18 protein-coding genes are annotated in these 22,456 nt (G+C 70.7%); 11 read left to right on the plus strand and 7 right to left on the minus strand.

Annotated features, from left to right (window positions below; all coding sequences use genetic code 11):
- Positions 1 to 112 precede the first annotated feature (112 nt).
- Complete coding sequence (locus tag SD455_RS11295; protein ID WP_070158397.1) at positions 113 to 898, minus strand: SDR family NAD(P)-dependent oxidoreductase; 786 nt, start codon at positions 896 to 898, stop codon at positions 113 to 115.
- 325 nt (positions 899 to 1,223) lie between these two features.
- Here SD455_RS11295 and aceA point away from each other — a divergent pair, with 325 nt between their 5' ends.
- Together aceA and SD455_RS11305 are read left to right on the plus strand one after the other, a co-directional pair.
- Positions 1,224 to 2,519, plus strand: coding sequence for an isocitrate lyase (aceA, locus tag SD455_RS11300; protein WP_139827842.1), 1,296 nt, complete (start codon positions 1,224 to 1,226; stop codon positions 2,517 to 2,519).
- Between the two features lie 78 nt (positions 2,520 to 2,597).
- Positions 2,598 to 3,179, plus strand: a complete 582-nt coding sequence (locus tag SD455_RS11305; protein ID WP_085437893.1) for a hypothetical protein — start codon at positions 2,598 to 2,600, stop codon at positions 3,177 to 3,179.
- A 269-nt stretch (positions 3,180 to 3,448) separates the two neighbouring features.
- Here SD455_RS11305 and SD455_RS11310 read toward each other — a convergent pair whose 3' ends face one another.
- The gene (locus tag SD455_RS11310; protein ID WP_085437894.1) at positions 3,449 to 4,822 is read right to left on the minus strand and encodes a CitMHS family transporter; all 1,374 of its coding nucleotides are present in this window, start codon (positions 4,820 to 4,822) and stop codon (positions 3,449 to 3,451) included.
- A 135-nt stretch (positions 4,823 to 4,957) separates the two neighbouring features.
- On the opposite strand from SD455_RS11310, the gene SD455_RS11315 reads away from it, so the two are divergent.
- Positions 4,958 to 6,526, plus strand: coding sequence for a helix-turn-helix domain-containing protein (locus tag SD455_RS11315; protein ID WP_445508159.1), 1,569 nt, complete (start codon positions 4,958 to 4,960; stop codon positions 6,524 to 6,526).
- Positions 6,527 to 6,565: 39 nt separating this feature from the next.
- Here SD455_RS11315 and SD455_RS11320 read toward each other — a convergent pair whose 3' ends face one another.
- On the minus strand, positions 6,566 to 8,020 hold the full coding sequence (locus SD455_RS11320; protein WP_445508160.1) for an MFS transporter: 1,455 nt from the start codon (positions 8,018 to 8,020) through the stop codon (positions 6,566 to 6,568).
- A 253-nt stretch (positions 8,021 to 8,273) separates the two neighbouring features.
- Here SD455_RS11320 and SD455_RS11325 point away from each other — a divergent pair, with 253 nt between their 5' ends.
- Genes SD455_RS11325 through SD455_RS11335 form a run of 3 tightly spaced genes read left to right on the plus strand, consistent with a single transcriptional unit; the run spans position 8,274 to position 12,585 of the window.
- Positions 8,274 to 9,053: a LamB/YcsF family protein gene (locus tag SD455_RS11325; protein ID WP_445508161.1), complete on the plus strand. Its 780-nt coding sequence runs from the start codon at positions 8,274 to 8,276 to the stop codon at positions 9,051 to 9,053.
- Entirely contained in the window at positions 9,050 to 10,798 is a 1,749-nt protein-coding gene (locus SD455_RS11330; RefSeq protein WP_445508162.1) for a 5-oxoprolinase subunit B/C family protein, read from the plus strand. Before SD455_RS11325 ends, SD455_RS11330 begins: the two co-directional genes overlap by 4 nt.
- Positions 10,795 to 12,585 (plus strand): acetyl/propionyl/methylcrotonyl-CoA carboxylase subunit alpha, encoded by a 1,791-nt coding sequence (locus SD455_RS11335; RefSeq protein WP_445508163.1) that lies wholly within the window; start codon positions 10,795 to 10,797, stop codon positions 12,583 to 12,585. The genes SD455_RS11330 and SD455_RS11335 overlap by 4 nt, the downstream gene beginning before the upstream one ends.
- A 63-nt stretch (positions 12,586 to 12,648) precedes the next feature.
- On the opposite strand, the gene merA is transcribed toward SD455_RS11335, so the two are convergent.
- The gene (merA, locus tag SD455_RS11340) at positions 12,649 to 14,100 is read right to left on the minus strand and encodes a mercury(II) reductase (protein WP_445508164.1); all 1,452 of its coding nucleotides are present in this window, start codon (positions 14,098 to 14,100) and stop codon (positions 12,649 to 12,651) included.
- Positions 14,101 to 14,261: 161 nt separating this feature from the next.
- On the opposite strand from merA, the gene SD455_RS11345 reads away from it, so the two are divergent.
- The 3 genes from SD455_RS11345 to SD455_RS11355 all read left to right on the plus strand — a co-directional run bounded on the left by SD455_RS11345 (position 14,262) and on the right by SD455_RS11355 (position 16,350).
- Positions 14,262 to 14,651: a heavy metal-responsive transcriptional regulator gene (locus SD455_RS11345; protein WP_070158654.1), complete on the plus strand. Its 390-nt coding sequence runs from the start codon at positions 14,262 to 14,264 to the stop codon at positions 14,649 to 14,651.
- A 94-nt stretch (positions 14,652 to 14,745) separates the two neighbouring features.
- The gene (locus SD455_RS11350) at positions 14,746 to 15,435 is read left to right on the plus strand and encodes a GntR family transcriptional regulator (protein ID WP_445508165.1); all 690 of its coding nucleotides are present in this window, start codon (positions 14,746 to 14,748) and stop codon (positions 15,433 to 15,435) included.
- Positions 15,436 to 15,483: 48 nt separating this feature from the next.
- A complete protein-coding gene (locus tag SD455_RS11355) occupies positions 15,484 to 16,350 on the plus strand; it encodes an urea carboxylase-associated family protein (RefSeq protein ID WP_070158652.1) in 867 nt (288 codons plus the stop codon).
- Positions 16,351 to 16,442: 92 nt separating this feature from the next.
- Here the strand turns inward: SD455_RS11355 and SD455_RS11360 are convergent, their stop codons facing one another.
- Entirely contained in the window at positions 16,443 to 17,231 is a 789-nt protein-coding gene (locus tag SD455_RS11360; protein WP_070158651.1) for a putative hydro-lyase, read from the minus strand.
- A 55-nt stretch (positions 17,232 to 17,286) separates the two neighbouring features.
- Positions 17,287 to 18,522, minus strand: a complete 1,236-nt coding sequence (locus tag SD455_RS11365) for an NRAMP family divalent metal transporter (protein ID WP_070158650.1) — start codon at positions 18,520 to 18,522, stop codon at positions 17,287 to 17,289.
- Between the two features lie 244 nt (positions 18,523 to 18,766).
- Here SD455_RS11365 and SD455_RS11370 point away from each other — a divergent pair, with 244 nt between their 5' ends.
- A complete protein-coding gene (locus tag SD455_RS11370; RefSeq protein WP_445508166.1) occupies positions 18,767 to 20,038 on the plus strand; it encodes an FAD-dependent oxidoreductase in 1,272 nt (423 codons plus the stop codon).
- 34 nt (positions 20,039 to 20,072) lie between these two features.
- Here SD455_RS11370 and SD455_RS11375 read toward each other — a convergent pair whose 3' ends face one another.
- Positions 20,073 to 20,969 carry a LysR family transcriptional regulator gene (locus SD455_RS11375; RefSeq protein WP_445508167.1) on the minus strand — a complete coding sequence of 299 codons (897 nt, stop codon included), beginning with the start codon at positions 20,967 to 20,969 and terminating at the stop codon, positions 20,073 to 20,075.
- 132 nt (positions 20,970 to 21,101) lie between these two features.
- Between SD455_RS11375 and gabT the strand changes: the two genes are divergently transcribed.
- On the plus strand, positions 21,102 to 22,421 hold the full coding sequence (gene gabT, locus SD455_RS11380; protein ID WP_445508168.1) for a 4-aminobutyrate--2-oxoglutarate transaminase: 1,320 nt from the start codon (positions 21,102 to 21,104) through the stop codon (positions 22,419 to 22,421).
- Positions 22,422 to 22,456 lie beyond the last annotated feature (35 nt).

Consider the following 22,456-nt stretch of genomic DNA (forward strand, 5'->3'; position numbering starts at 1 on the left):
GGAGGTCGTCGTCCCGGGTGGTGCGGGGCCCATTCAACACCAGAGTCGTGGCCCGCGCAGTCCGCCACGCACGCGCGTCAGCAGATGAGACGGAACGGCGATCCGGCTCCCGTCACCGAGGCTCCAGCCGCACTGCGCCGTCGAGCCTGATCACCTCACCGTTGAGCATGGGATTCTCGATGATCTGGCGCACCAGCAGGGCGTAGTCGGCAGGCCGGCCCAGCCGTGCGGGATGGGGCGTCTTCGAGGCCAGCGACTCGCGGGCATCCTCAGGCAGCCCCGCCATCATCGGCGTCTCGAACAGGCCAGGGGCGATGGTCACAGTGCGGATCTGGGAGGAGGCCAGTTCGCGGGCGACCGGCAGCGTCATCGAGGCCACGGCGCCCTTGGAGGCCGCGTAGGCGACCTGGCCGATCTGTCCCTCATAGGCGGCCACGGAAGCGGTGTTGATGAGCACGCCGCGGTCCTCGCCGTCGAGTTCGTTCTCGCGCATCGCCGCGGCGGCCTGCGCCATCATGTTGACCGTGCCGCCCGCGTTGATGGACAGCACCTTCATGAAGTCCTCCATCGGCAGCGTCCCGCCGCGGCCCACCAGTCGGCCCGGAGTCGCGATGCCCGCACAGCTGACCAGCACCCGCAGCGGCCCCAGCTCCTGGGCCTGGGCGACTGCCCGCACAGCGGTCTCGGGGTCGGTGACGTCGCCGGGGCAGAATCGGGCGCGGTCTCCGAGACGTGCCACCGCCTCGGCACGCGTGACGCCGTCGGGGCTCGCCTCGCCGCCGTCGGGAAGGTCCACGACGACGACACCGGCTCCGGCGTCGTGCAGCATCTGGGCCGTCTCTCGCCCGAGCCCGGAGGCCCCGCCGGTGACGATCGCGCTGGCCTGGGTCAGATCCATCGATGTGTCCTCTCCGAGTCGGATGTCGTCTGTGTCACAAGACTACGGCGGAGCGGTGACGGCGCCCAGCGAGGGGCCCTCTCGTCGATCTTCGCGAGACTTAAGCGCTTTTTCCCTGATCAGGACCGCCATCGTGGGTGATCCACCATGAGTTCCCGCGCTTCTTGTCGCAGCGCGAAGAAGTGAAGATCTTTTCTTATATTTCTGTGGTCAGGGGGTTCAAGAGGGCCGAAAACTGGAGAAGTACCAACCACTGGTCGACGATCCATTGGTCACCGATTCGAAGGAGAACACTGTGACTGCCACCGTCAACGCAAGCACTGACATCCGCGGAGACTTCGAGGAGCGCGTGGAGCGCATCCAGCAGGACTGGGACACCAACCCGCGGTGGAAGAACGTGCGGCGCGACTACGGCGCCGACGAGGTGGCCAAGCTGCAGGGCTCGGTGCAGGAGGAGCACACGCTGGCCAAGCGGGGCTCGCAGAAGCTCTGGGAGCAGCTGACCGCCGAGCACGCCGAGGGGACCTACACCAACTCCCTGGGTGCGCTGACCGGCAACATGGCCGTCCAGCAGGTCAAGGCCGGGCTGCGGGCCATCTACCTCTCCGGATGGCAGGTCGCCGGTGACGCCAACCTCTCCGGCAACACCTATCCCGACCAGTCGCTCTACCCGGCCAACTCGGTGCCGAACGTGGTGCGCCGCATCAACAACGCCCTGCAGCGCGCCGACCAGATCGAGTACCTCGAGGGAATCCGCACGGTGGAGGACTGGCTGGTGCCGATCATCGCCGACGCCGAGGCCGGCTTCGGCGGTCCCCTCAATGCCTACGAGCTGATGCGGTCGATGATCGGCGCCGGCGCCTCCGGCGTCCACTGGGAGGACCAGCTGGCCTCCGAGAAGAAGTGCGGCCACCTGGGCGGCAAGGTGCTGATCCCCACCGGGCAGCACATCCGCACCCTGCAGGCGGCCCGCCTGGCGGCCGACGTCGCGAACACCCCCTCGGTGATCATCGCTCGCACCGACGCAGAGGCGGCCACCCTGATCACCTCCGATGTGGACGAGCGCGACGCCGAGTTCCTCACTGGGGAGCGCACCGCAGAGGGCTTCTACAAGGTCCGCAACGGCATCGAGCCCTGCATCGCCCGGGCCAAGGCCTACGCGCCCTACTCCGATCTGATCTGGATGGAGACCGGCACCCCGGACCTGGAGTACGCCAAGCAGTTCGCCGAGGCGGTGAAGTCCGAGCACCCGGACCAGATGCTGGCCTACAACTGCTCCCCGTCCTTCAACTGGAGGAAGCACCTCGACGACGACACGATCGCCAAGTTCCAGCGCGAGCTGGGCGCGATGGGCTTCACCTTCCAGTTCATCACCCTGGCCGGGTTCCACGCCCTGAACTACTCGATGTTCGAGCTGGCCAAGGGCTACAAGTCGGAGCAGATGAAGGCCTACGTGGAGCTGCAGGAGAAGGAGTTCGCCGCCGAGGACCAGGGCTACACCGCCACCCGCCACCAGCGGGAGGTCGGCACCGGCTACTTCGACGCCATCTCCACCACGCTCAACCCCGAGTCCTCCACCGTCGCGCTGAAGGGCTCCACCGAAGAAGGACAGTTCCACTGAACCGAGCCGGAGCTGGGCGACGGCCTCGATGAGGAGGCCGTCGCCGCTCCTGCCGCTGAGACTCCCGAGGAGAAAGCCATGAACACCCCCGAACTCTCGATCACGATCAACGGCATCGCCCTGTCGGCACCCCGGGTGCCGCGACAGAAGGAGGTCCTCACCGCCGAGGCCCTCAGCTTCCTGGCCGCGCTCCACGAGGAGTTCGGTGCACGGGCCGCAGCCCTGGGCGTGCGGGAGGACGGCTCAGGTGCCGACCCCGTCATCGAGGCCTCCTGGCGCGCGCTGATCACCAAACAGCTGGCTGAGCCGCCGAGCTCCATCGTCCGGCCCCGCTGCCTGGGCCGTCGTGAGGGGCGCATGTTCCACCGGGGTGAGGCCCTCTCCGCCGGGCTCGTGGACTTCGGCATCCACGTCCACCACAACGCGCGGCGCCTGCTGGCCGAGGGGCGCGCTCCCTACGTGGAGCTGCCGCCCTTCGACCGGGAGGAGGAGGTCACGCTGTGGCAGGAGATCTTCAGCCGCACCGAGCAGCTGCTGGAGCTCTCGGAAGGCACGATCCGTGCCATCCACCTGAATAAGCGGGCCGCCGCCGAGACGCGGTCCGCCCGGACGGCCGGCTCCTCTGATGGGCGCCGGCGGCTCGCCGAGGCGGCAGCGTAGGGACCTGCCCCACGCGTCGGCGAGCCCGAAGGCCGGGATCCGCGCCTCTCGAGGTCGGGCGCGGACGCCCTGGCCGGCACGACGGACCGCCTCCTGCCGCACTGATGTCCAGGCAGGAGGCGGTCCGCGGTGCCAGATGTGAAGAGGGCGCCGCCGGAGCCGATGACGCCTGGTCAGCGTCGTCGGCCCCGGCGGCGCCGTGGCCTGGGCGAGTCCCGCAGTCCGGGCTCAACACGCAGCGGGGCTCAACACGCAGCGGGACTCAGCGCTCAGTGGAAGCTGAAGAGCCCCAGGGTCAGGGCGGCGAGCATCACCAGGAGGGAGAAGCCCCAGATGATGAAGAAGGAGTACCGCAGGTGCTGACCCAGATTCGCTCCGGACAGGCCCAGCGCCAGCCACAGGGCGGGAGAGAACGGGCTGACGAAGGTGCCGATCACATTGCCGGCCATCATCGCGTGGGCGACCTCCATGGAACCGATCCCGAACTGCGCCGACGTGGCGTCCACCAACGGCAGCACCGAGAAGTAGTAGGCGTCGGTGGAGGTCAGCAGATCCATGGGCACGCCCAGCACACCCATGATGATGTGCAGGTTCGCCCCGGCGGCATCCGGAATCACCGCCAGGGTGGACAGCGCCACCGACTCCAGCATCTCGGACTCGTTGAGCACGCCGAGGAACACCGAGGCGCCCAGGATCACCGCACCCATCATCAGCGCATTCGGCGCATGCGCCCGGATGCGCTCCATCTGCAGGTTCGAGCCCTTGAAGTTCAGCGGCAGCGCGATGGCCACGCCCAGCATGAACGCCAGCGGCGGGGGCAGGATGTCGGCGAGCATCAGGCCGATGACGCCCAGCGCCAGCACCGCGTTGGCCCAGAAGATCACCGGATGGGAGTTCATCCGCTCCACGATCTCGGCACGCGCGTAGTGCTGGCGTTCGGTGAACTCGTCGGCGATCTGCCGCACGTCCACGGCTTCGGGGGCATCGGCGTCGCCCGCCACCACGCGGCGTCGGATGCGCCGGACCTCGCGCATCCCCAGCAGCCAGGCGATCCCCAGCACCAGCACCACCGCGACCACCTGCACCGGGATCAGGGGACGGTAGAGCTCCACCGGGTCGATGCCCGTCACGGAGGCCGCGCGGCCCAGCGGGCCGCCCCACGGGATCATGTTGATGATGCCCGCCGAGAGGGCCAGCAGGAGCAGCAGCAGGTACCGGCTCATGTGCAGCGCCTGATAGAGCGGCAGCAGGGCCGGGACGGTGAGCAGGAAGGTGGTCGCGCCGGCGCCGTCGATATGCGCCACGATGCCGATCAGCGCGGTGCCGACCGCCACCAGGACCACCCGGCCGCGGGTGAGCAGGATCAGCGACCGGACGATCGGGTCGAAGAGTCCGGCGTCGGAGAGGATGCCGAAGAACAGGATCGCGAAGATGAACATCACCACGACGCTCATCACCTGGTCGACGCCGGAGTCGAAGAACTCCACGATGTCGCCCACCCCGAAGCCGACCAGCAGCGCCCCGACGATGGGGGTCACCACCATGGCCACCACCGGGGAGACCTTGTTCCACATCAGCAGGCCGACGGTCACGGCGATGATGCCGAGCCCGCCGACGGTCAGAAGAGTTGAAGGCTCGTCCATGAGCTGCTCCAGTCTGTGGGAGGTTCCGTCAGGATCAGTGGTCGGGCTCGCACCAGGGCCACAGGGCCTGGGAGCCGCATCACACCCTAACCCGGTCCTCACAGATGTGCACGCTGGATCTGTAGAATGAGCGGCATGCGGCCCGTGCCAGAGCAGGCGCGCCCAGCGCGGACGACGACGTCGCCGGCCGGCACCGGGGCGGCCCGCCCCACCGGCCGGACGCACCTGCGCGCCGTCGACGCCGACGCCTCCGCCCCCGACGGAGGCTCGGAGCTGGACCTCATCGCCCTGGGCCGCCGCGTGCGCCACCTGCGCAAGCAGGCCGGCATGACGCTGGACGACCTCGCCTCTCAGCTGGGCACCGCGCCCAGCCAGCTCTCCCTGCTGGAGAACGGCAAGCGGGAGCCGAAGATCTCCCAGCTCAACCAGGTGGCGCGAGTGTTCGGCGTCGGGCTCGACGACCTCTTCGGCGCGGAGCCTCCCTCCCGGCGGGCGGCGCTGGAGATCGAACTGGAGAAGGCCCAGCGCGGCCCCCTCTACGCGTCGCTGAACCTGCCCACGGTGCGCATCAGCAGCCGCCTGCCGATGGACGTGCTCGAATCCTTGGTGGGGCTGCAGCGGGAGCTGCGGCGCCGGCTGGAGGAGCAGGCCGCCACGCCGGAGGAGGCCCGGCGGGCCAACACCGAGCTGCGCGAGGAGATGCGGGCGAAGAACAACTACTACCCGGAGATCGAGGCCGCCGCGCAGGAGCTGCTCGACGCCGTCGGGCACGGCTCCGGGCCGCTGTCCCACCACGTGGCCGCCGACATCGCCGAACATCTCGGGTTCTCCCTGCGGTTCGTGCCCAACCTGCCCAACTCCACCCGCTCGGTGACCGACCAGCGCAACCGGATCATCTACATGACCCAGGGGCGCTCCCGCGACTGGGACGCGCGCTCCGTGCTGCTCCAGGCGCTGGGGCACCACGTGCTGGGGCACACCGAGCCGGAGGACTACTCGGACTTCCTGCGCCAGCGGGTCTACACCAACTACTTCGCCGCCTCGCTGCTGATGCCGGAACGGACCACCGTGGAGTTCCTGCAGGGGGCCAAGTCCCGCAAGGAGCTGGCGATCGAGGACCTTCGGGACGCCTTCGCGGTCTCCTACGAGTCCGCCGCCCACCGGTTCACCAACCTGGCCACCGAACACCTGGGCATCACGTGCCACTTCCAGAAGGTCCACGAGTCGGGCATCATCCACAAGGCCTATGAGAACGACGGCGTGAACTTCCCCGCCGACCATTCCGGGGCCATCGAAGGGCAGACGGTCTGTCGGTACTGGACCTCCCGGATGGTCTTCGACGTCGAGGACAAGTTCCGGTCGTTCAACCAGTACACCGACACCTCCGTCGGCACCTTCTGGTGCACCGCCCGCACAGAGGGCCATTCCTCAGGCATGTACTCATTGAGCATCGGAGTGCCCTTCGAGCACGTGAAGTGGTTCCGCGGCCGGGACACCGCGGAACGGTGCACCTCCCGGTGTCCTGAGGATCCCACGTGCTGCCGGCGGCCCCCGCAGGAGCTCGCCGACGTGTGGGAGGGGAAGGCCTGGCCGGCCGCCCGTGCCAACACGCATCTGCTGGCCGCCATGCCTCAGGGGGCGTTCCCCGGGGTGGACACCACGGAGGTCTACGAGTTCCTCGCCCGGCATCAGGACCGCGGCTGAGGCTTCTGCGGACCAGCTCGCTGCGGTGAGGCGGGCGGCTCAGGGGCGGCGCGGCCTGCGGCTCACACCCTGCTTGACGCTGAACCGGCCGTGCAGCAGCCAGTAGAGGATCAGGGTGGAGGCCACCAGGACTGCGCAGGCGGCGAACATGATCCGGTAGCTGCCGAACTCCACCAGCGGGCCCAGCACGAGCGGGGAGAGCCCGAAGCCGGTGTCGAGCAGGATGAAGAACGTGGAGATGCCGATGCTGGTGCGTGTGGTGGGCAGCATGGAGGCGATCGTGGCCTGGAAGGCCGGCAGCAGGGCGCCGAAGCCGAGGCCGGCGAGCACCCCCGCGACCATGATCACCGTCTGGTTCGGCGACCAGGCCAGCAGACCCAGGGCGACCGCGTAGAGCACGATGGTCGGGTAGACCACCACGTTGTCCCCGTACCGGTCCTGGATCCTGCCGGCGAAGAGTCGGGTGACCAGCACGGCGGCCGCGTAGATGACGAAGAACAGGGACGCGGCGGTGACCATGCCCTCGCTACGGGCGAAGCCGTTGAGGAAGGTCATGATGGAAGCGAAGCCGAAGCCCAGCAGCATGGCGATCGCGGCCAGCGCGAAGGCGCGGGGCTCGATGATGTCCGCCGGGCGCAGGCGCAGCCGGTCCCGCCAGCGGTCGGGCACGTGCTCGGCCTCCGGCATGCGGATCAGCAGCGCGGCGATCAGGCCGATCACCGAGACCACGGAGGTGCTGACGAACATGGCCCAGAACCCCAGGTGCTGGGTCAGCTGCAGGGTCAGCATGGGGCCGATCGCCGGCGGGAGAGCCACCGCCAGCATGTAGTAGCCGGCGCCCTCGCCTCGGCGTGAGGCGGGGATCAGGGAGAACACCGCGGCGTTGAGGGCCGTCTGCCCGAAGCCGAAGGCGACGCCGTGGACCACGCGCAGGGCGATGAGCACCTCATAGCTGTCCACCCACAGATAGGCGAGCCCGGCGAGCACATAGATGGCCAGGCAGGCGATCATGGTGCGCCGGCGGCCCAGGAACTCCACATACTTGCCCGCCGCGAACCGGGAGACCAGTGCGCCGATGACGAACGCGGAGGCGGCGAACCCGGCGGCGGTCTGGCCGCTGCGGAACTCCTCCACCGCGTAGACGGCCATGCCGGTGACCAGCATGTAGAACACCAGGGCGAAGACGACGTTGATCACGATCGCCAGCAGGAAGTCCTTGGTGAACAGGCGCGGCCGTTCCATGTTCGGCGGCGGCGCGTTGTCGGTCTGGTCGCCGGAGACGGCGGCGTCGTCGCCCTCGGCGCTCGCATCCGGCTGGGTCGCATCCGGCTGGGTCTCGTCGATCTGGTGGTCGTCGGCCTGGGGCTCCTCGGCGGGGTCAGGCTGCTGGGGTGTCCTGCGCTCCGTGGTGTCTCCTCGTGATCGTCTCGGGACGTCGTGTGGGGCCGCCGTGTGGACCCGTTGCGTCCGGCGGTCATGCGGTACGGAATGCATTATTCCATGACGCAACAAAGTGATCCTCGCGGTCGGCCCTGTCCGGGGTGCTCGGGAGGGGCGCGAGCCTCCGGATGACGCCCAGTTTCCTCTCAGCAGCGCAGGATTGTTGAACAATCTGAAGTTCTGCGGCATGCTGGAGATCACGCACGTGATCTCGGCGACATTCCCGACGGATCGGCCCGAGTGCTCACCAGCGGCACACCAGCAGGACACCATCAGCCCGCAGCAGACGGGCAGGGGAGGAGCACCCATGGCAGCCACCACCGGCGCACCGCGCATCGACCTGAACTCCGATGTCGGAGAGTCCTTCGGCAACTGGCACATCGGCGACGACGGGGCCATCCTGCAGACCGTCTCCAGCGCCAACATCGCCTGCGGCTTCCACGCCGGAGATCCCCTGACCATCCAGGCCACCGCCCGCATCGCCGCCGAGCACGACGTCGCCGTCGGCGCCCACATCGGCTACCGCGACCTCGCCGGCTTCGGGCGCAGGCACCTGGAATGCTCCTACGACGAGCTCGCCGCCGACGTGCGCTACCAGCTCGGTGCCCTGCAGGCCATGGCCGGGGCCGCAGGAGCCCGGATCCGCTACGTGAAGCCCCACGGAGCCCTCTACCATGCGATGATCGGCCACGAGACCCACTCGCGGGCCGTCATCGACACCATCGCCTCCTATGACCCGGAGCTTCCTGTGCTCCTGCTGCCGGGCTCGGTGGCCCTGCAGCACGCCGCCGACGCGGGACTGCGCGGCGTGGCCGAGGCCTTCGCGGACCGGAACTACAATCCCGACGGCACCCTCGTCTCGCGCCGCGAGCCCGACGCCGTCCTGCATGACACCAGCCAGGTGGTGGAGAACATGCTGCGCCTGGCCCAGGACCGGGAGATCATCGCCCGCGACGGCACCCGCATCCCCGCCGAGGCCGAGTCGATCTGCGTCCACGGCGACACCACCGGTGCCGTGGAGATGGCCCAGTCCGTCCGAGCCGCGCTGGAGGAAGCCGGCGTCGAGATTCGCAGCTTCGTGGCATGACGGCGCCGATCCTCGGCCTCCGCGACGCCGGGCCGCGAGCCCTGCTGCTGGAGTTCGACGGCCTCGACGACGTCCTGGCCCACCATCAGCATCTGAGCCGTCACCCGCTGCCCGGGCAACGAGAGGCCGTCGCCGCCGCCCGGACTCTGCTGCTGCGCTTCGACGCGCCCGGGGCCACGCGCGAGGCCCGGCACGCGCTGGGCGGCCTCACCGTCGCCGCCTTCTCCGCCGAGGACTCCCAGGTGGTGGAGCTCGAGGTCGTCTACGACGGCGAGGACCTCGCCGAGGTGGCCGGCCGGGTGGGCATGAGCGTGGACGCGCTCATCGCCTGGCACACCGGCACTGAGTTCACCGGCGCCTTCGGCGGATTCGCCCCCGGCTTCACCTACTGCGTGCCGGTGGATCCCACCAGTGCCCTGGAGGTGCCGCGCCGGGACACGCCCCGCACGGCCGTGCCCGCCGGATCGGTGGCGCTCGCGGGAGAGTTCTCCGCGGTCTACCCGCGGGTCTCGCCCGGCGGATGGCAGCTGATCGGCCGCACCCCGGCCCGCATGTGGGACCTGGACCGGGAGCAGCAGGGCGAATCCCCGGCGCTGGTGCGCCCCGGCGACGTCGTGCGGCACCGAGCCGTTCGGGACGCCGCCCGGGTGAGCACCCCCGCCCCGGCGGCTGGACCAGCCCCCGCCGAGGTTCCGGAGGTTGCCCTCGAGGTCCTCGACCCGGGCCTGCAGACATTGATCCAGGACCTGGGTCGTGAAGGGCTGAGCGACCTCGGGGTCTCCCGTGCCGGAGCGGCCGACGAGTCCGCCATGCGACAGGCGAACCGGCTGGTCGGCACCGCCGCCGAGGCACCGGTGCTGGAGGTGCTGCACGGCGGGCTGCGGCTGCGCGCCGCACAGAGCCTGGTGCTCGCCGTGGCCGGGGCTGAGGTGCCGGTGAGCGTCACCGATGCCGACGGCGGCACCCGCACCCCCGGGATGCGGGAGCCCTTTCTGCTCACCACCGGTGACACCGTCCACCTGGACACCCCGCGCCGGGGGCTGCGCACCGTGGTCGCCGTCCGCGGCGGGTTCGCCGCCGAACGCGTGCTAGGCAGCGCCTCGGCGGACACGATGTCCGGCTTGGGCCCCGCGCCCCTGCAGGCCGGGGATCGGTTGGGGGTCGCCGACGCCGTCGTCGCCCCGGTGGGAGAGCCCGAGCCCACCACGCTGCCGGAGGCTGAGCCTGACGGCGCGATCCCCCTGCGCTTCACCCGCGGGCCTCGGGATGACTGGTTCGCCGAGGAGGAGATCCATCGGCTGCAGTCCCAACGCTGGAGGGTCACTCCGGAGTCCAACCGCATCGGCATCCGGCTCGGCCTGCCCGCCGCCACGGAGGGCGGCGGGGAGGACAGCGGAGAGGAGGGCGTGAAGCCCCGACCGCTGGAGCGAGTGCGCGACGGCGAGCTGCCCAGCGAAGGCGTGCCGCGCGGCTCTCTGCAGATGCCTCCGGCCGGGCTGCCCGTGCTCTTCCTCAACGACCACCCGGTGACCGGCGGCTACCCGGTGATCGGCGTCGTCATCGACGAGGACCTGCCGGTCGCGGCGCAGCTGGCCCCGGGCGACGTCGTCGCCCTGCGCGCCGTCGACCCCCTGAGCCTCGAACCTGCTGATGCCGCACTCACCGCCACCGCACTCACCGCCACCGTGCCCGCTGACACCAGACCTGCCCACCGGACACCCTTCACCTGCGAGGATCCCGCATGACCACCCTGCTCATCGCCAACCGCGGAGAGATCGCCGTCCGCATCATCCGGGCCGCCGCCGAGCTCGGCCACCGCACCGTGGCCGTCTATGCCGACCAGGACGCCGCAGCTCTGCACGTGGAGCTGGCCGACGTCGCCGTCGCCCTCCAGGGCACCACGGCCGCCGAGACCTATCTGGATCAGGACAAGATCCTCGCCGCCGCGGCCGAGACCGGAGCTCAGGCGGTGCACCCCGGGTACGGGTTCCTCTCCGAGAACGCCGACTTCGCCCGCGCGGTGGAGCAGGCCGGCATGATCTGGGTCGGGCCTGCTCCGGAGACCATCGAGCAGCTCGGTGACAAAGTCGCGGCCCGGGAGCTCGCGGTGTCCGTGGGGGCGCCGCTGGCCCCCGGCACCGACGGCCCCGTCGGGGGTGCTGCCGAGGTGCGCGCCTTCGCCGCCGAGCACGGCCTGCCCGTGGTCATCAAGGCCGCCCACGGCGGCGGCGGGCGCGGCATGCGCGTGGTGCGGGAGACCGACGAGATCGACGACGCCTACGCCTCCGCGGTCCGCGAGGCTGAAGGGGCCTTCGGCCGCGGGGAGTGCTTCGTGGAGCGGTTCCTGGACCGCCCCCGCCATGTGGAGGCCCAAGTGGTGGCCGATGCGCAGGGTGAGGTCGCCGTCGTCGGGATCCGCGACTGCTCCCTGCAGCGCCGGAACCAGAAGCTGGTGGAGGAGGCCCCCGCCCCGTTCCTGTCCGCCGAGCATCGACTCGCGGTGATCGACTCCGCCGGAGCGATCTGCGCGGCCGCCGGCTATATGGGCGCCGGCACCGTGGAGTACCTGCTCAGTCCGGACGGGGTGCTCAGCTTCCTGGAGGTCAACACCCGCCTGCAGGTGGAGCACCCGGTCACCGAGGAGACCTCCGGAGTGGACCTGGTGGCCGAGCAGCTCCGCATCGCCGCCGGGGAGCCGCTGAGCGCCGCGGCCCGCGACGCCGCCACGGCGCTGCACGAGACCGGGGTGCCCTCCGGGGGCCACGCGATCGAGTTCCGCCTCAACGCCGAAGAGCCTGCCCACGGCTTCCTGCCCACCCCCGGGCCCGTGGATCTGCTGCAGCCGCCCACCGGGCCGGGCATCCGCCTGGACACCGGGGTCCGCAGCGGTGACGAGGTCTCCGGGGCCTTCGACTCCCTGATCGCCAAGCTCATCGTGACTGGGCCGGACCGTGCGACCGCGCTGCGTCGGGCCCGCACTGCGCTGGCCGAGATGCGGATCGAGGGCCTGCCCACTGTGCTGCCGTTCCACCGGGCAGTGCTGGAGGCGGATGACTTCCTCGCCGCCGACGGCGCCGAGAGCTTCCGGGTGCACACCCGGTGGATCGAGACCGAGTTCGAGGCCGAGCTGGCCGAATCCGAGCACCTGGCAGCCGCCGTGCGGCACCGGGAGCAGGGCATGCGCCGGGCCACCGTGGAGATCGACGGCCGTGCGGTCAGCCTGGGGCTTCCCGCCGCCCTGCTGGGCCTGTTCGGCTCCGCCGGCGGCACCGCGTCGGGATCCGCGGATTCGGACAGCTCCTCGGGTGGGAATGCCGACGACGGCGTGATCACCTCCCCGGTGGCCGGCACCCTGGTCAGCTGGGCGGCCGAGGACGGGGCGGACGTGGAGGAGGGTGCCGCCGTCGCCGTCGTGGAGGCCATGAAGATGGAGTCCACGGTGCGCGCCCCGCGGGCCGGCACGCTGCGCCGTGAGGAGCTGGTCGCCGGCGCCTCCCTGACGGCGGGGCAGGTGCTGGCGCGGCTGGGCTGACGGCCGGGGCACTGGGTCCACCTGAGCTGTGTTCACCTGGACGGGGCTCATGCCCGGCAGCGCTTACACCGCGCAGCAGGACAGCGTGGTGACGTCCGTGCTGAACGCCTGACAGGTGAGCTTCAGGCCCTCCGCCATGGTCAAGTACGGCGCCCAGGCGCCGGCCACCTGCTCCACGGTGCGCTCCGCGTCGAGGAGGTGCACCGCGGAGGCGGCCAGTTCGCCCGCATCCCGAGCGACGGCGGACACGCCCAGGATGCGGCCGGACTGCCGCTGCGCCACCACGGTGATCAGCCCCCGGGTGTCGCGCTGCACGCGCGCGCGGGGGACCTGGGACATCGGCACCGTCCGGGACTCATGGTCGATGTCGGCCGCCTCAGCCATGGCCCGGGTCATCCCGGCCCGGGCGATGGCCGGGCTCGTGAAGGTGACCGAGGGCAGGTGAACATCGTCCAGGGCACGGCCCGCGGAGTGGAAGGCATTGGCGACCATGAGCGCCCCCTGGGCGGCGGCCACATAGACGAACTCCCGCCCGCCGGTGACGTCGCCGGCGGCCCATATCCGAGGATTGCTGGAGACCAGCTGCTCGGTGACCAGCACCTCACCACGCTGTCCCGTCCGGACGCCCACCTGCTCCAGCCCCAGGTCCTCGGTGTTCGGGGTGCGGCCCACCGCCACCAGCAGCCTCTCTGCCGAGACGACCTGACCGCCGTCGGGAGTCCGGACCTCCGCTGTCACCGACGAGGTGACCGGGTCCGCGCGGAGCCGGTCGACGGCGGCCTGAAGGACCACGCGGATGCCGTCCTCCCGGAGCGCCTCGGTGAGGGCGTGTGAGGCCTCGGGCTCCTCCCGGGAGACCAGCCGCGAGCGGACCAGCAGCGTCACCTGAGAACCGAGTCGGGCGAAGAGCTGCGCCTGCTCCAGGGCGACCGGGCCGCCGCCGAGGACCAGCAGAGAGCCAGGGAGAGTCTCCTGCTGCATCGCCGAGGTCGAGGTCAGCGGTGTGACGTCCTCGAGGCCGGGGACCGGGGGCAACGTGGGGCGGGAGCCGGTGGCGATCAGGTGATGCTGCGCCTCGACGGCGGTGACGGTGCCGTCCTGGGCGGTCACTGTGAGCACAGGATCCTCCGGAGCCCCGGCGAAGCGGGCATGCCCGGGGAGGATCTCCCACCCGTGAGCAGCGGCGATGTCCTGGTACTTCTCGGCCCGGAGCTGGGCGACGAGACGCTGGGTGCCCTCCACCAGGGCGGGCATGTCCACCGGGCTGACCGTCGCAGAGATCCCCGCGAAGCGCCCGACGCCGTCACCGGCGGTGTGGCGAGCCTCCGCTGCGGCCAGCAGAGCCTTCGACGGGACACAGCCGGTGTTCACACAGGTGCCGCCCAGGACTCCCCGCTCGACCATCACCACCCGGAGTCCGTCCTCCCGCGCCCTGATGGCGGCGGCGAATGCGGCGCCGCCGGAACCGATGATCGCCAGGTCCGCGGTCGTCCCCGGCGATAGGTGGTGGTCCATGGTGTTCTCCCTGCCGATGTGCGCGTGAACGGCGGTCTGCCCCTTGAGCGGTGAGGCGCATAGACCCAGAATGAAGGTTCCAGTGCAGGGGAAGGTCAAGTCCCGGCGGAGCCGGGCCGTGGAAAGGATGCCCGGCACAGCTGGGCTGTGAGGAGGGTGCCATGCGCATCGGAGAGCTGGCGGAGATCACCGGCACCACCCCCAAGACCCTGCGGTTCTATGAGGAGCAGGGACTGCTGCCAGCGGCGGCACGGACTGCCGCCGGGTATCGGGACTATCCCCGCCGGACGGCGGAGCGGATCGGCTTCATACACCGGGGCAAGGCCGCCGGGCTGACCCTGGCACAGATCAGGACCATCCTGGAGGTCCGCGACCGCGGTGAGGCCCCCTGTGGGCACGTGCGGGGCCTGCTCTCCGCGGAGCGTGCAGAGCTGGACCGCCGGATCGCCGAGCTGCAGGACCTGAGGCAGGCCGTGGCGGCGCTGGAGGAGCGGGCGGCCGATGTCGACCCCGCCGCGTGCCGGGCTGACCAGGTCTGTCAGTACCTGTGAGCGCACTCCGGAAGCAGGCGCTGACCGATAGGTTGGTGTCATGCACGGCGCACAGCAGGACGTCCGGGATGTCAGCATAGTCAGGAGGCGGCCCATGAGTGACGCGGCCTTGGAGGAGCTGCTCGCCGACGAGGCGGTGCGCCGGGGCTTGGGCGATCACGCCCATGTGCCGGACCGGGTGGCGGACATCCTGCGTCGGCTGATCGCCTCCGGCGGGATTCTTCCCGGCACGAAGGTGCCTGAGGTCCGCACCACCGAGCTGCTCGGCGTCTCCCGGCACACCCTGCGCACCGCCTTCCAGACGCTCGCCGCCGAAGGGTTGGTGGAGCGGCGGCCCAATCGCGGAGTCTTCGTCCACTCGCCCACGGTGGAGGACATCCGGGAGACCTATCGAGTCCGACGCGTGGTCGAGATCGGCGCGGTGCGGCAGGGGGTCTTCGATCCGCACGCGGTGGAAGCGCTGGAGTCGATCATCGCCGCGGCCCGGACCGCCGTCGCCGCCGACGACCTGCCCGCCGTCGCGCAGGCCAACCAGCAGTTCCACCGGCTGATCATCGCGCAATTGGGCAGCGACCAGCTGAGCACCTTCATGGAGCAGATCCTGGCCCGCATGCGCCTGGTCTTCCACACGATGCGCGACGAGCCGACCTTCCACACGTTCTACGTGGAGCGCAACGCCCGGCTCACGGAGCTGCTGCGCCACGGAGACCGGCCTGCCGCCGAAACCTACCTGGCCGACTACTTCGACGCCGCCGAGCAGCAGCTGCTGGAGACCATGGGCTGACTCCGGAGTGGAGCAGCCCAGGAGCATACGATCGCCACAGGAGGCCTCATGCCCGCCCCAGAGGAGCCGTCACCACGCGTCTACACCCGTGACGCCGCCTACAGGTCCCCGCCCGGTGGCGTGCTCGACGTCGACCGGGCTCTCTACGACCGGATCGCCGTGGCCGAGCGGCGCCTGGTCCAGGAGTTCGAGATCCCCGTGCGCTCCGGAGTCGCCTGGGAGGTCCCGGCGGGGCATGTGGTGCGGCTCCATCAGGTGGACGGGCCGCAGGTGGGGGACCTGAACCTATGGAACCGGCATGACCCGAGGGAACGGTTCTGGGCCGCTCGCACGCGGCAGCTGCAACGATCCTCGATGACCACCTATGACCGGTTCTGGTCGACGCTGCCGCATCTTCGGCCGTTGGCGACCGTCGTCACCGACACGCTGGCCGACCACCCGGATGCCGCGGTGATCCATGACCTGCTGGGCACCCGCTGCGACCCGTATGTGAACCGGATGCTCACCGGGGAGGACTTCGACCGCCACTGCCACTCCAACCTCACCCGGGCAGTGCTGCCCTACGGGCTCACGGAGCACGACGTCCACGATGTGCTCAACGTCTTCCAGCTGGCCGGGCTGAACCACGAGCACCGCTACTTCATGGACGCCTGCCCGGCCCGACCGGGAGACGTCTTCGAGTTCTTCGCCGAGGTGGATCTGCTCTGCGCACTGTCCACCTGCCCGGGCGGAGACCTCTCCGTGCACATGTGGGGCCCGGAGGCGGCGTCCACGCAGGAGCAGCTGGAGCACTGCCATCCGCTGGGTGTGCAGGTCTTCGCCGTCGACGACGACGCGCTCGCCGGTTGGGAGCCCCCGGCCCGTGCCTCCTACCGCGGTGCGGACGGGCTCCACGGGCTCCACGGGCTGCGCTGACGTCACGGTTGACTCCGGAGCGGTGGTCGCTGAACCTCGCTTCAGCGCGTGCTTTCCGACCACAGCCCCGGGGCCAACGCAGGGGTGTCCGCTCAGGGCACCTGGAGCTCGGCGTCGGGCAGGTCGGTGATGAGCATGTATCCCGGAGCGTGGCTGATGGCCAGCTCGGGCTTCGACTCCATGACGGCGGCCTGCGGGGTCACTCCGCAGGCCCAGAACACCGGGATCCACCCGTCCGGGACGTCGACGGCGTCGCCGAAGTCCGGCTCCGCCAGGTTCGCGATCCCCAGGGCGGAGGGATCACCCACGTGCACCGGGGCGCCGTGGACTCCCGGATAGCGGGAGGTGATGCGCACCGCGTCGGCCACCCGCTCGGCCGGCACGGGGCGCATGGAGACCACCAGTGGCCCGGACAGCGCCCCGGCGGGCTCGCAGCGCCGAGAGGTGCGGAACATGGGCACGTTCACCCCGAGGTCCATGTGGCGGACCGGGATCCCCGCGGCGCGCAGCGGGGCCTCGAAGGTGAAGCTGCAGCCCAGCAGGAAGGTCACCAGGTCCTCGCGCCAGTGCTCGACGGCGTCGTCAGGATCCGCCACCAGCTCGCCCTCGCGGTAGACCCGGTAGGCCGGCACATCGGTGCGGATGTCCCCTCCTGCCAGCAGGGCAGAGGACACCTGCCCGGGCTCCAGCACGCCCAGCACGGGGCAGGACTTCGGGTTCCGCTGGGCGAAGAGCAGCATGTCGAAGGCCAGCTCACGCGGCAGCGCGAGCACATTGGCCTGTGCGAAGCCGGGCGAGAATCCGCTGGTGGGCACGCGCAGCCCGCCGCGGAAGGCCTGACGGGCCTGGGCGGGGGTCAGGGTCTCGGGTGCGGCGGTCATGGGGATCCTTCGTTCAGGGCAGAGGTCGTGCAGGGGCGTTCGGTCACCGTCAGGTTCAGCCGGTCATCCACAGCTCTGCCAGGCCGGTCAGGGAGTTCGCCCCCATGTAGAGGGTCAGCAGCCAGGCCAGCACGCCGATGATCAGCAGCCACCGGGGGTAGCGGTAGCCCTGCAGCAGGTCCCGACGGCGCCACGCCGCGTAGAGCACCACGGTGAAGCCCAGCGGGAGCACGACGCCGTTGAACGCGCCGGCCATGATCAGCAGGGTCTGCGGGGCCTGGCCGAGGGTGAGGAACACCGAGCAGGTCAGCACCAGGAAGCCGGAGAAGTACAGGTTCTTGGTCCGCTCCGAAGTCTTCGGCGTCGTCAGGAAGGAGACCGTGGTGAAGGTGGCGCCGAGGATCGAGGTGATCGCGGCGACCCAGAACACCAGGCCGAAGACCCGCAGTCCGATCTCTCCCAGCGCGGCGCCGAAGGCCTCGGCGGCCACATTGTCCTCGGCCAGGCTCACTCCGGTGGTGACGACGCCGAGGATGGCCAGGAACAGCAGGAAGCGGATGATGCTGGCCACCACGATGCCCATCACGGAGGTGCGGGTGATCGCGCGGACGTTCTCCGGGCCGGTGTTTCCCGAGGCGATGAGCCGATGGGCCCCCGCATAGGTGATGTACCCGCCGACGGTCCCGCCCACCAGGGTGGTGATGACGAAGAAGTCCACCTGTTCAGGCAGGACGGTCTGCTTCAGCGCCTCGCCCACCGGGGGAGCGGTGGTGATGGACATGTAGATCATCAGCAGGATCAGCAGCGCCCCGCAGGCGACGACGACGCGGTCCAGGGCGATGCCGGCGCGCTTGGAGAGGAAGATCAGCAGGGCTATGGCCACCGAGAGGGCGCCGCCGATGCGGGCGTCCAGCCCGGCCAGCGCGTTGAGCCCCATGCCGGCCCCGGCGATGTTGCCGATGTTGAACACCACGCCGCCGAAGAAGATCAGCACGGCAAGCGCCCAACCCACTCCGGGGAGGATCCTGTTGCCCAGGTGCTGGGCGTAGAGCCCGGAGACGCCGATGACGCGCCACACGTTGAGCTGCACGGCGATGTCGATCAGCACCGAGACCAGGATGGCGAAGGCGAAGGCGGCGCCCAGCTGGTGGGTGAAGGTCGCCGTCTGGGTGATGAATCCGGGGCCGACGGCACTGGTGGCCATGAGGAACATGGCGCCCAGCAGGGCTGTGCGTCGGGTGCGCCGACGCTTGGCGGCGGCTGCCGAGGTCTCGGCGGTGGTCTCAGCCATGGGCTCGCTCTCCGGGTGGTGGCAGGGGGTGGTCGGCACGGCCCGAGCGTGGGCTGCTGCGGGATCGGGCTCCGATGTGACGTGGGTCTGTGACGCGCGTCTCCCAGAGTAGTGGTTGTTCAACAATCCGGCAAGAGATTGTCCAACAATATTGACCGGACCGGATTGCTCCTCCTACTGTCGGCAGTCCCTTCCCGGCCCGGCAACCCTTGCCGTCGCATACGGTTCCGTTGAGGATGGCCGCATGTCAGAGCCGCGCAGCTGTGTCATCGCCGGAGGCGGACCGGCCGGAATGATCGCCGGACTGCTGCTCGCCCGCGCCGGAGTCGACGTCGTCGTGCTGGAGAAGCACGAGGACTTCCTGCGCGACTTCCGGGGGGACACCATCCACCCCAGCACTCTGCTGCTCCTGGACGTGCTGGGGCTCATGCCCCGCTTCCAGGCGAGCGTGCCGCACCAGCGCGTCCAGGCGGCCCGCCTCCCTGTCGCCGACGGCGGCCGCGTCACCATGGTGGACTTCTCCCGCCTGCGCCATCCCTATCCCTATATCGCGATGGCCCCGCAGTGGGACTTCCTGGACCTGCTGGCCGAGGCCGCCGCCGAGGAGCCGAGCTTCGAGCTGCGCCTGGGCGCCGAGGTCACGGGGCTGCTCTGGGACGGCGCGGCGGCTGAGGGATCACAGCACGACGACGACGGCGCCTCCAGCGCCGCCCAGGTCACCGGCGTGACGGTGCGCGGCCCGGACGGCGAGGAGCAGATTCCGGCCCTGCTGACGCTGGCCGCAGACGGCAGGACCTCGCGGGTGCGTGAACAGGCCGGACTCCCGGCGGTCACCTTCCCGGTGCCCCTGGACGTCTGGTGGTTCCGGCTGGAGTCGAGCAGCCGTCTCGGCATGGCCGAGACCGTCCTGCCCAGATTCACCGGCGCGTATCCCATCCTGCCCATCCCGCGCGGGGACTATGTCCAGGCCGCCATGCTCATCCCGAAGGGCGCAGACGCCCGGCTGCGCGCCCGCGGCATCGAGGTGCTGCGCGAGGAGGTCTGCGCCGCCGTGTCCGAATGTGAGGAGGCTGCAGCGCGGCTCGAGCTGGAGGACGTGAAGCTTCTCGACGTGCGCATGGACCGGCTCACCCGGTGGTGGCGGCGCGGCATGCTGTGCCTCGGAGACGCCGCCCATGCGATGTCCCCGGCCGGGGGAGTGGGGGTCAACCTCGCCGTGCAGGACGGGGTGGCGGCCGCGACACTGCTGGCCGCGCCGCTGCGCCGCGGGGTCATCACCGATGCGGACGTCGCAGCCGTACAGCGCCGCCGCATGCCGCCGACGCGTCTCACCCAGGCGCTGCAGTCCCAGATCCACCGGCAGCTGGAGGCGATGTTCAGCGCCGGAGCCCCGCCGGAGGTGCCCGCCTCCGTGGAACGACTCATGCGCCGGGTTCCCCAGCTCAGCGGGCTGATGCCCTGGGTGATCGGCGTCGGTGTGCGCCCCGAGCACGCACCGGCGTGGGCGCGGCGCTGAGGCTGTCCGTCGTGTGAGCTCGGTGGCCGGGGTATCAGTCCACCGTCGGCCCGTAGCGCCGGGCGCTGAAGTCCCGGAGCCGGGCAACCAGCCCTTCCAGCGCCTCGGCCGCATGATGGCCCCGCCGCCACGAGGCGTGCAGCCGGATGTGCAACGGGCGGCGGCCCTCTCCGCCGTCGGTGAGTATGCGCAGCGGTACCAGGGAGAAATGGGGGTCGTCGGTGACGACGGCGGCGCCGCGTCCGGCCGCGGCCAGCGCCTGGGCGACGCGGCCGTGACGGACCTCCAGCAGGCTGCGTGGGGTGAGGTCGGCCAGGTCCAGGGCGGCGTCGAGCAGGCGGCGGGCCTTGAAGTCGGCGGCGGTGACCACCAGCTGCTCCTCCACCAGCTCCTCCAGCGGGATCTCCTCGCGGTCCGCCCAGCGGTGGTCGGTCGGCACGTAGGCCCACACCGGGAGCTGGGCGATGAGCCGGGAGGCGACGTCGTCGCCGGGGGACTGGGGGGCGATGACCAGATCATGGTCGGCCACCAGGCGGTGGGGGCGCTCGTCGCCGCCGATCTCCACCACTGAGGGCACAGGGTCCTGGTGGGTGAAGGTCGCCACGAAGGGCGCGACGACGTCGATGAGCGTGGTCCGCGGAGAGGCCAGAGAGACCTTGCGCAGCTCCCCGGAGGCCAGCCGGTCCGCGAAGTCCCGGGCATGGGCGTGGGCCTGCAGCACCGTGCGGGCGGTCTCGAGGAACTCACGGCCTTCGGGGGTCAGCCGCAGGCGTCCTTCGCCGCGGTCGAAGAGGGTGAGACCCAGGTCAGCCTCCAGACCGCGGATCTGCCGGGAAAGGGCGGGCTGGGTGATGTGCAGGGCGTCGGCGGCCGCGGAGACGCCGCCTTCTTCGGCGACGGCCACGAAATAGCGGAGCAGACGGGAGTCCATGCCTGAAAAGCATACCCTGCATCAATAGCAGGCATTAGACGGCATGAGCTGGATGGGGGACGATCACTTCAGGAGAACCATCGCCCCCGGCCGCGCCGACATCGGAGCCGGCCCGTCCCTCAAGGAGGACCCATGACCGCACTGCCCCAGTCCCGCCACCTGGCCACAGAGATCCCCGGCCCCCGGGCCAGCGAGCTGCTGGAGCGTCAGCGCGCCGCCGTGCCGGCGGGCGTGGCCTCCGTGATGCCCACCTTCGCCGTGCGCGCCGACGGCGGCATCATCGAGGATGTGGACGGCAACCGGCTGATCGACCTCGGCTCCGGCATCGCGGTGACCAACGTCGGCGCCTCCGCCGAGCGCGTGGTCGCCGGCGTCCAGGAGCAGGTCGCCCAGTTCACCCACACCTGCTTCATGGTCACCCCCTACGAAGGGTACGTGCGCGTGGCCGAGAAGCTCGCCGAGCTGACCCCCGTCGACGGCGAGGTCCGCACGGCCCTCTTCAACTCAGGTGCCGAGGCCGTGGAGAACGCGGTCAAGGTCGCCCGCGCCTACACCGGCCGCCAGGCTGTGGCCGCCTTCGACCACGCCTACCACGGCCGCACCACCCTGACCATGGCCCTCACGGCCAAGAACATGCCCTATAAGCACAGTTTCGGGCCCTTCGCCCCGGAGGTCTACCGGGCGGCCGGCTCCTACCCGCTGCGCGACGGGCTCGACGGCGCGGCCGCCGCCGAGCGGGCCATCGACCAGCTGGAGAAGCAGGTGGGCGCGGAGAACCTCGCCGCTGTCATCATCGAGCCCATCCAGGGCGAAGGCGGTTTCATCGCTCCGGCCCCGGGCTTCCTGCCGGCGATCGTGGACTGGTGCCGCGCGAACGGCATCGTGTTCATCGCTGATGAGATCCAGACCGGCTTCGCCCGCACCGGCCAGTGGTTCGCCTGCGAGGACGAGGGCATCTCCCCGGACATCATCACCACCGCCAAGGGCATCGCCGGCGGCCTGCCGCTGTCCGCAGTCACCGGCCGCGCCGAGATCATGGACGCCGCACACCCCGGAGGGCTGGGCGGCACCTACGGCGGCAACCCGGTGGCCTGCGCGGCCGCCCTGGGCGCCATCGAGACCATCGAGGCCGAAGACCTGACGGCCAAGGCCCGGCGCATCGAGGAGATCGCCGCAGGCCGACTGCGTGAGGCCCAGCAGAAGGACCCGCGCATCGGCGAGGTCCGCGGCCGCGGGGCGATGCTCGCCGTCGAGCTGGTGGACCCGGAGACCGGAGCCCCCGACGCCGCCCTGACCGGCGCCGTGGCGGCCGCCGCCCGCGCGGCCGGCGTCATCACCCTGACCTGCGGCACCTACGGCAACGTCATCCGCCTGCTGCCCCCGCTGACCATCGGCGAGGACCTGCTCACCGAGGGCCTGGACATCATCCTCGACGCGCTGGCCGCCGCCTGAGCTGACCGTCGGCCCCACCCGCTTCACACCACCCC

This window comes from Nesterenkonia sp. K-15-9-6, from assembly GCF_052656005.1.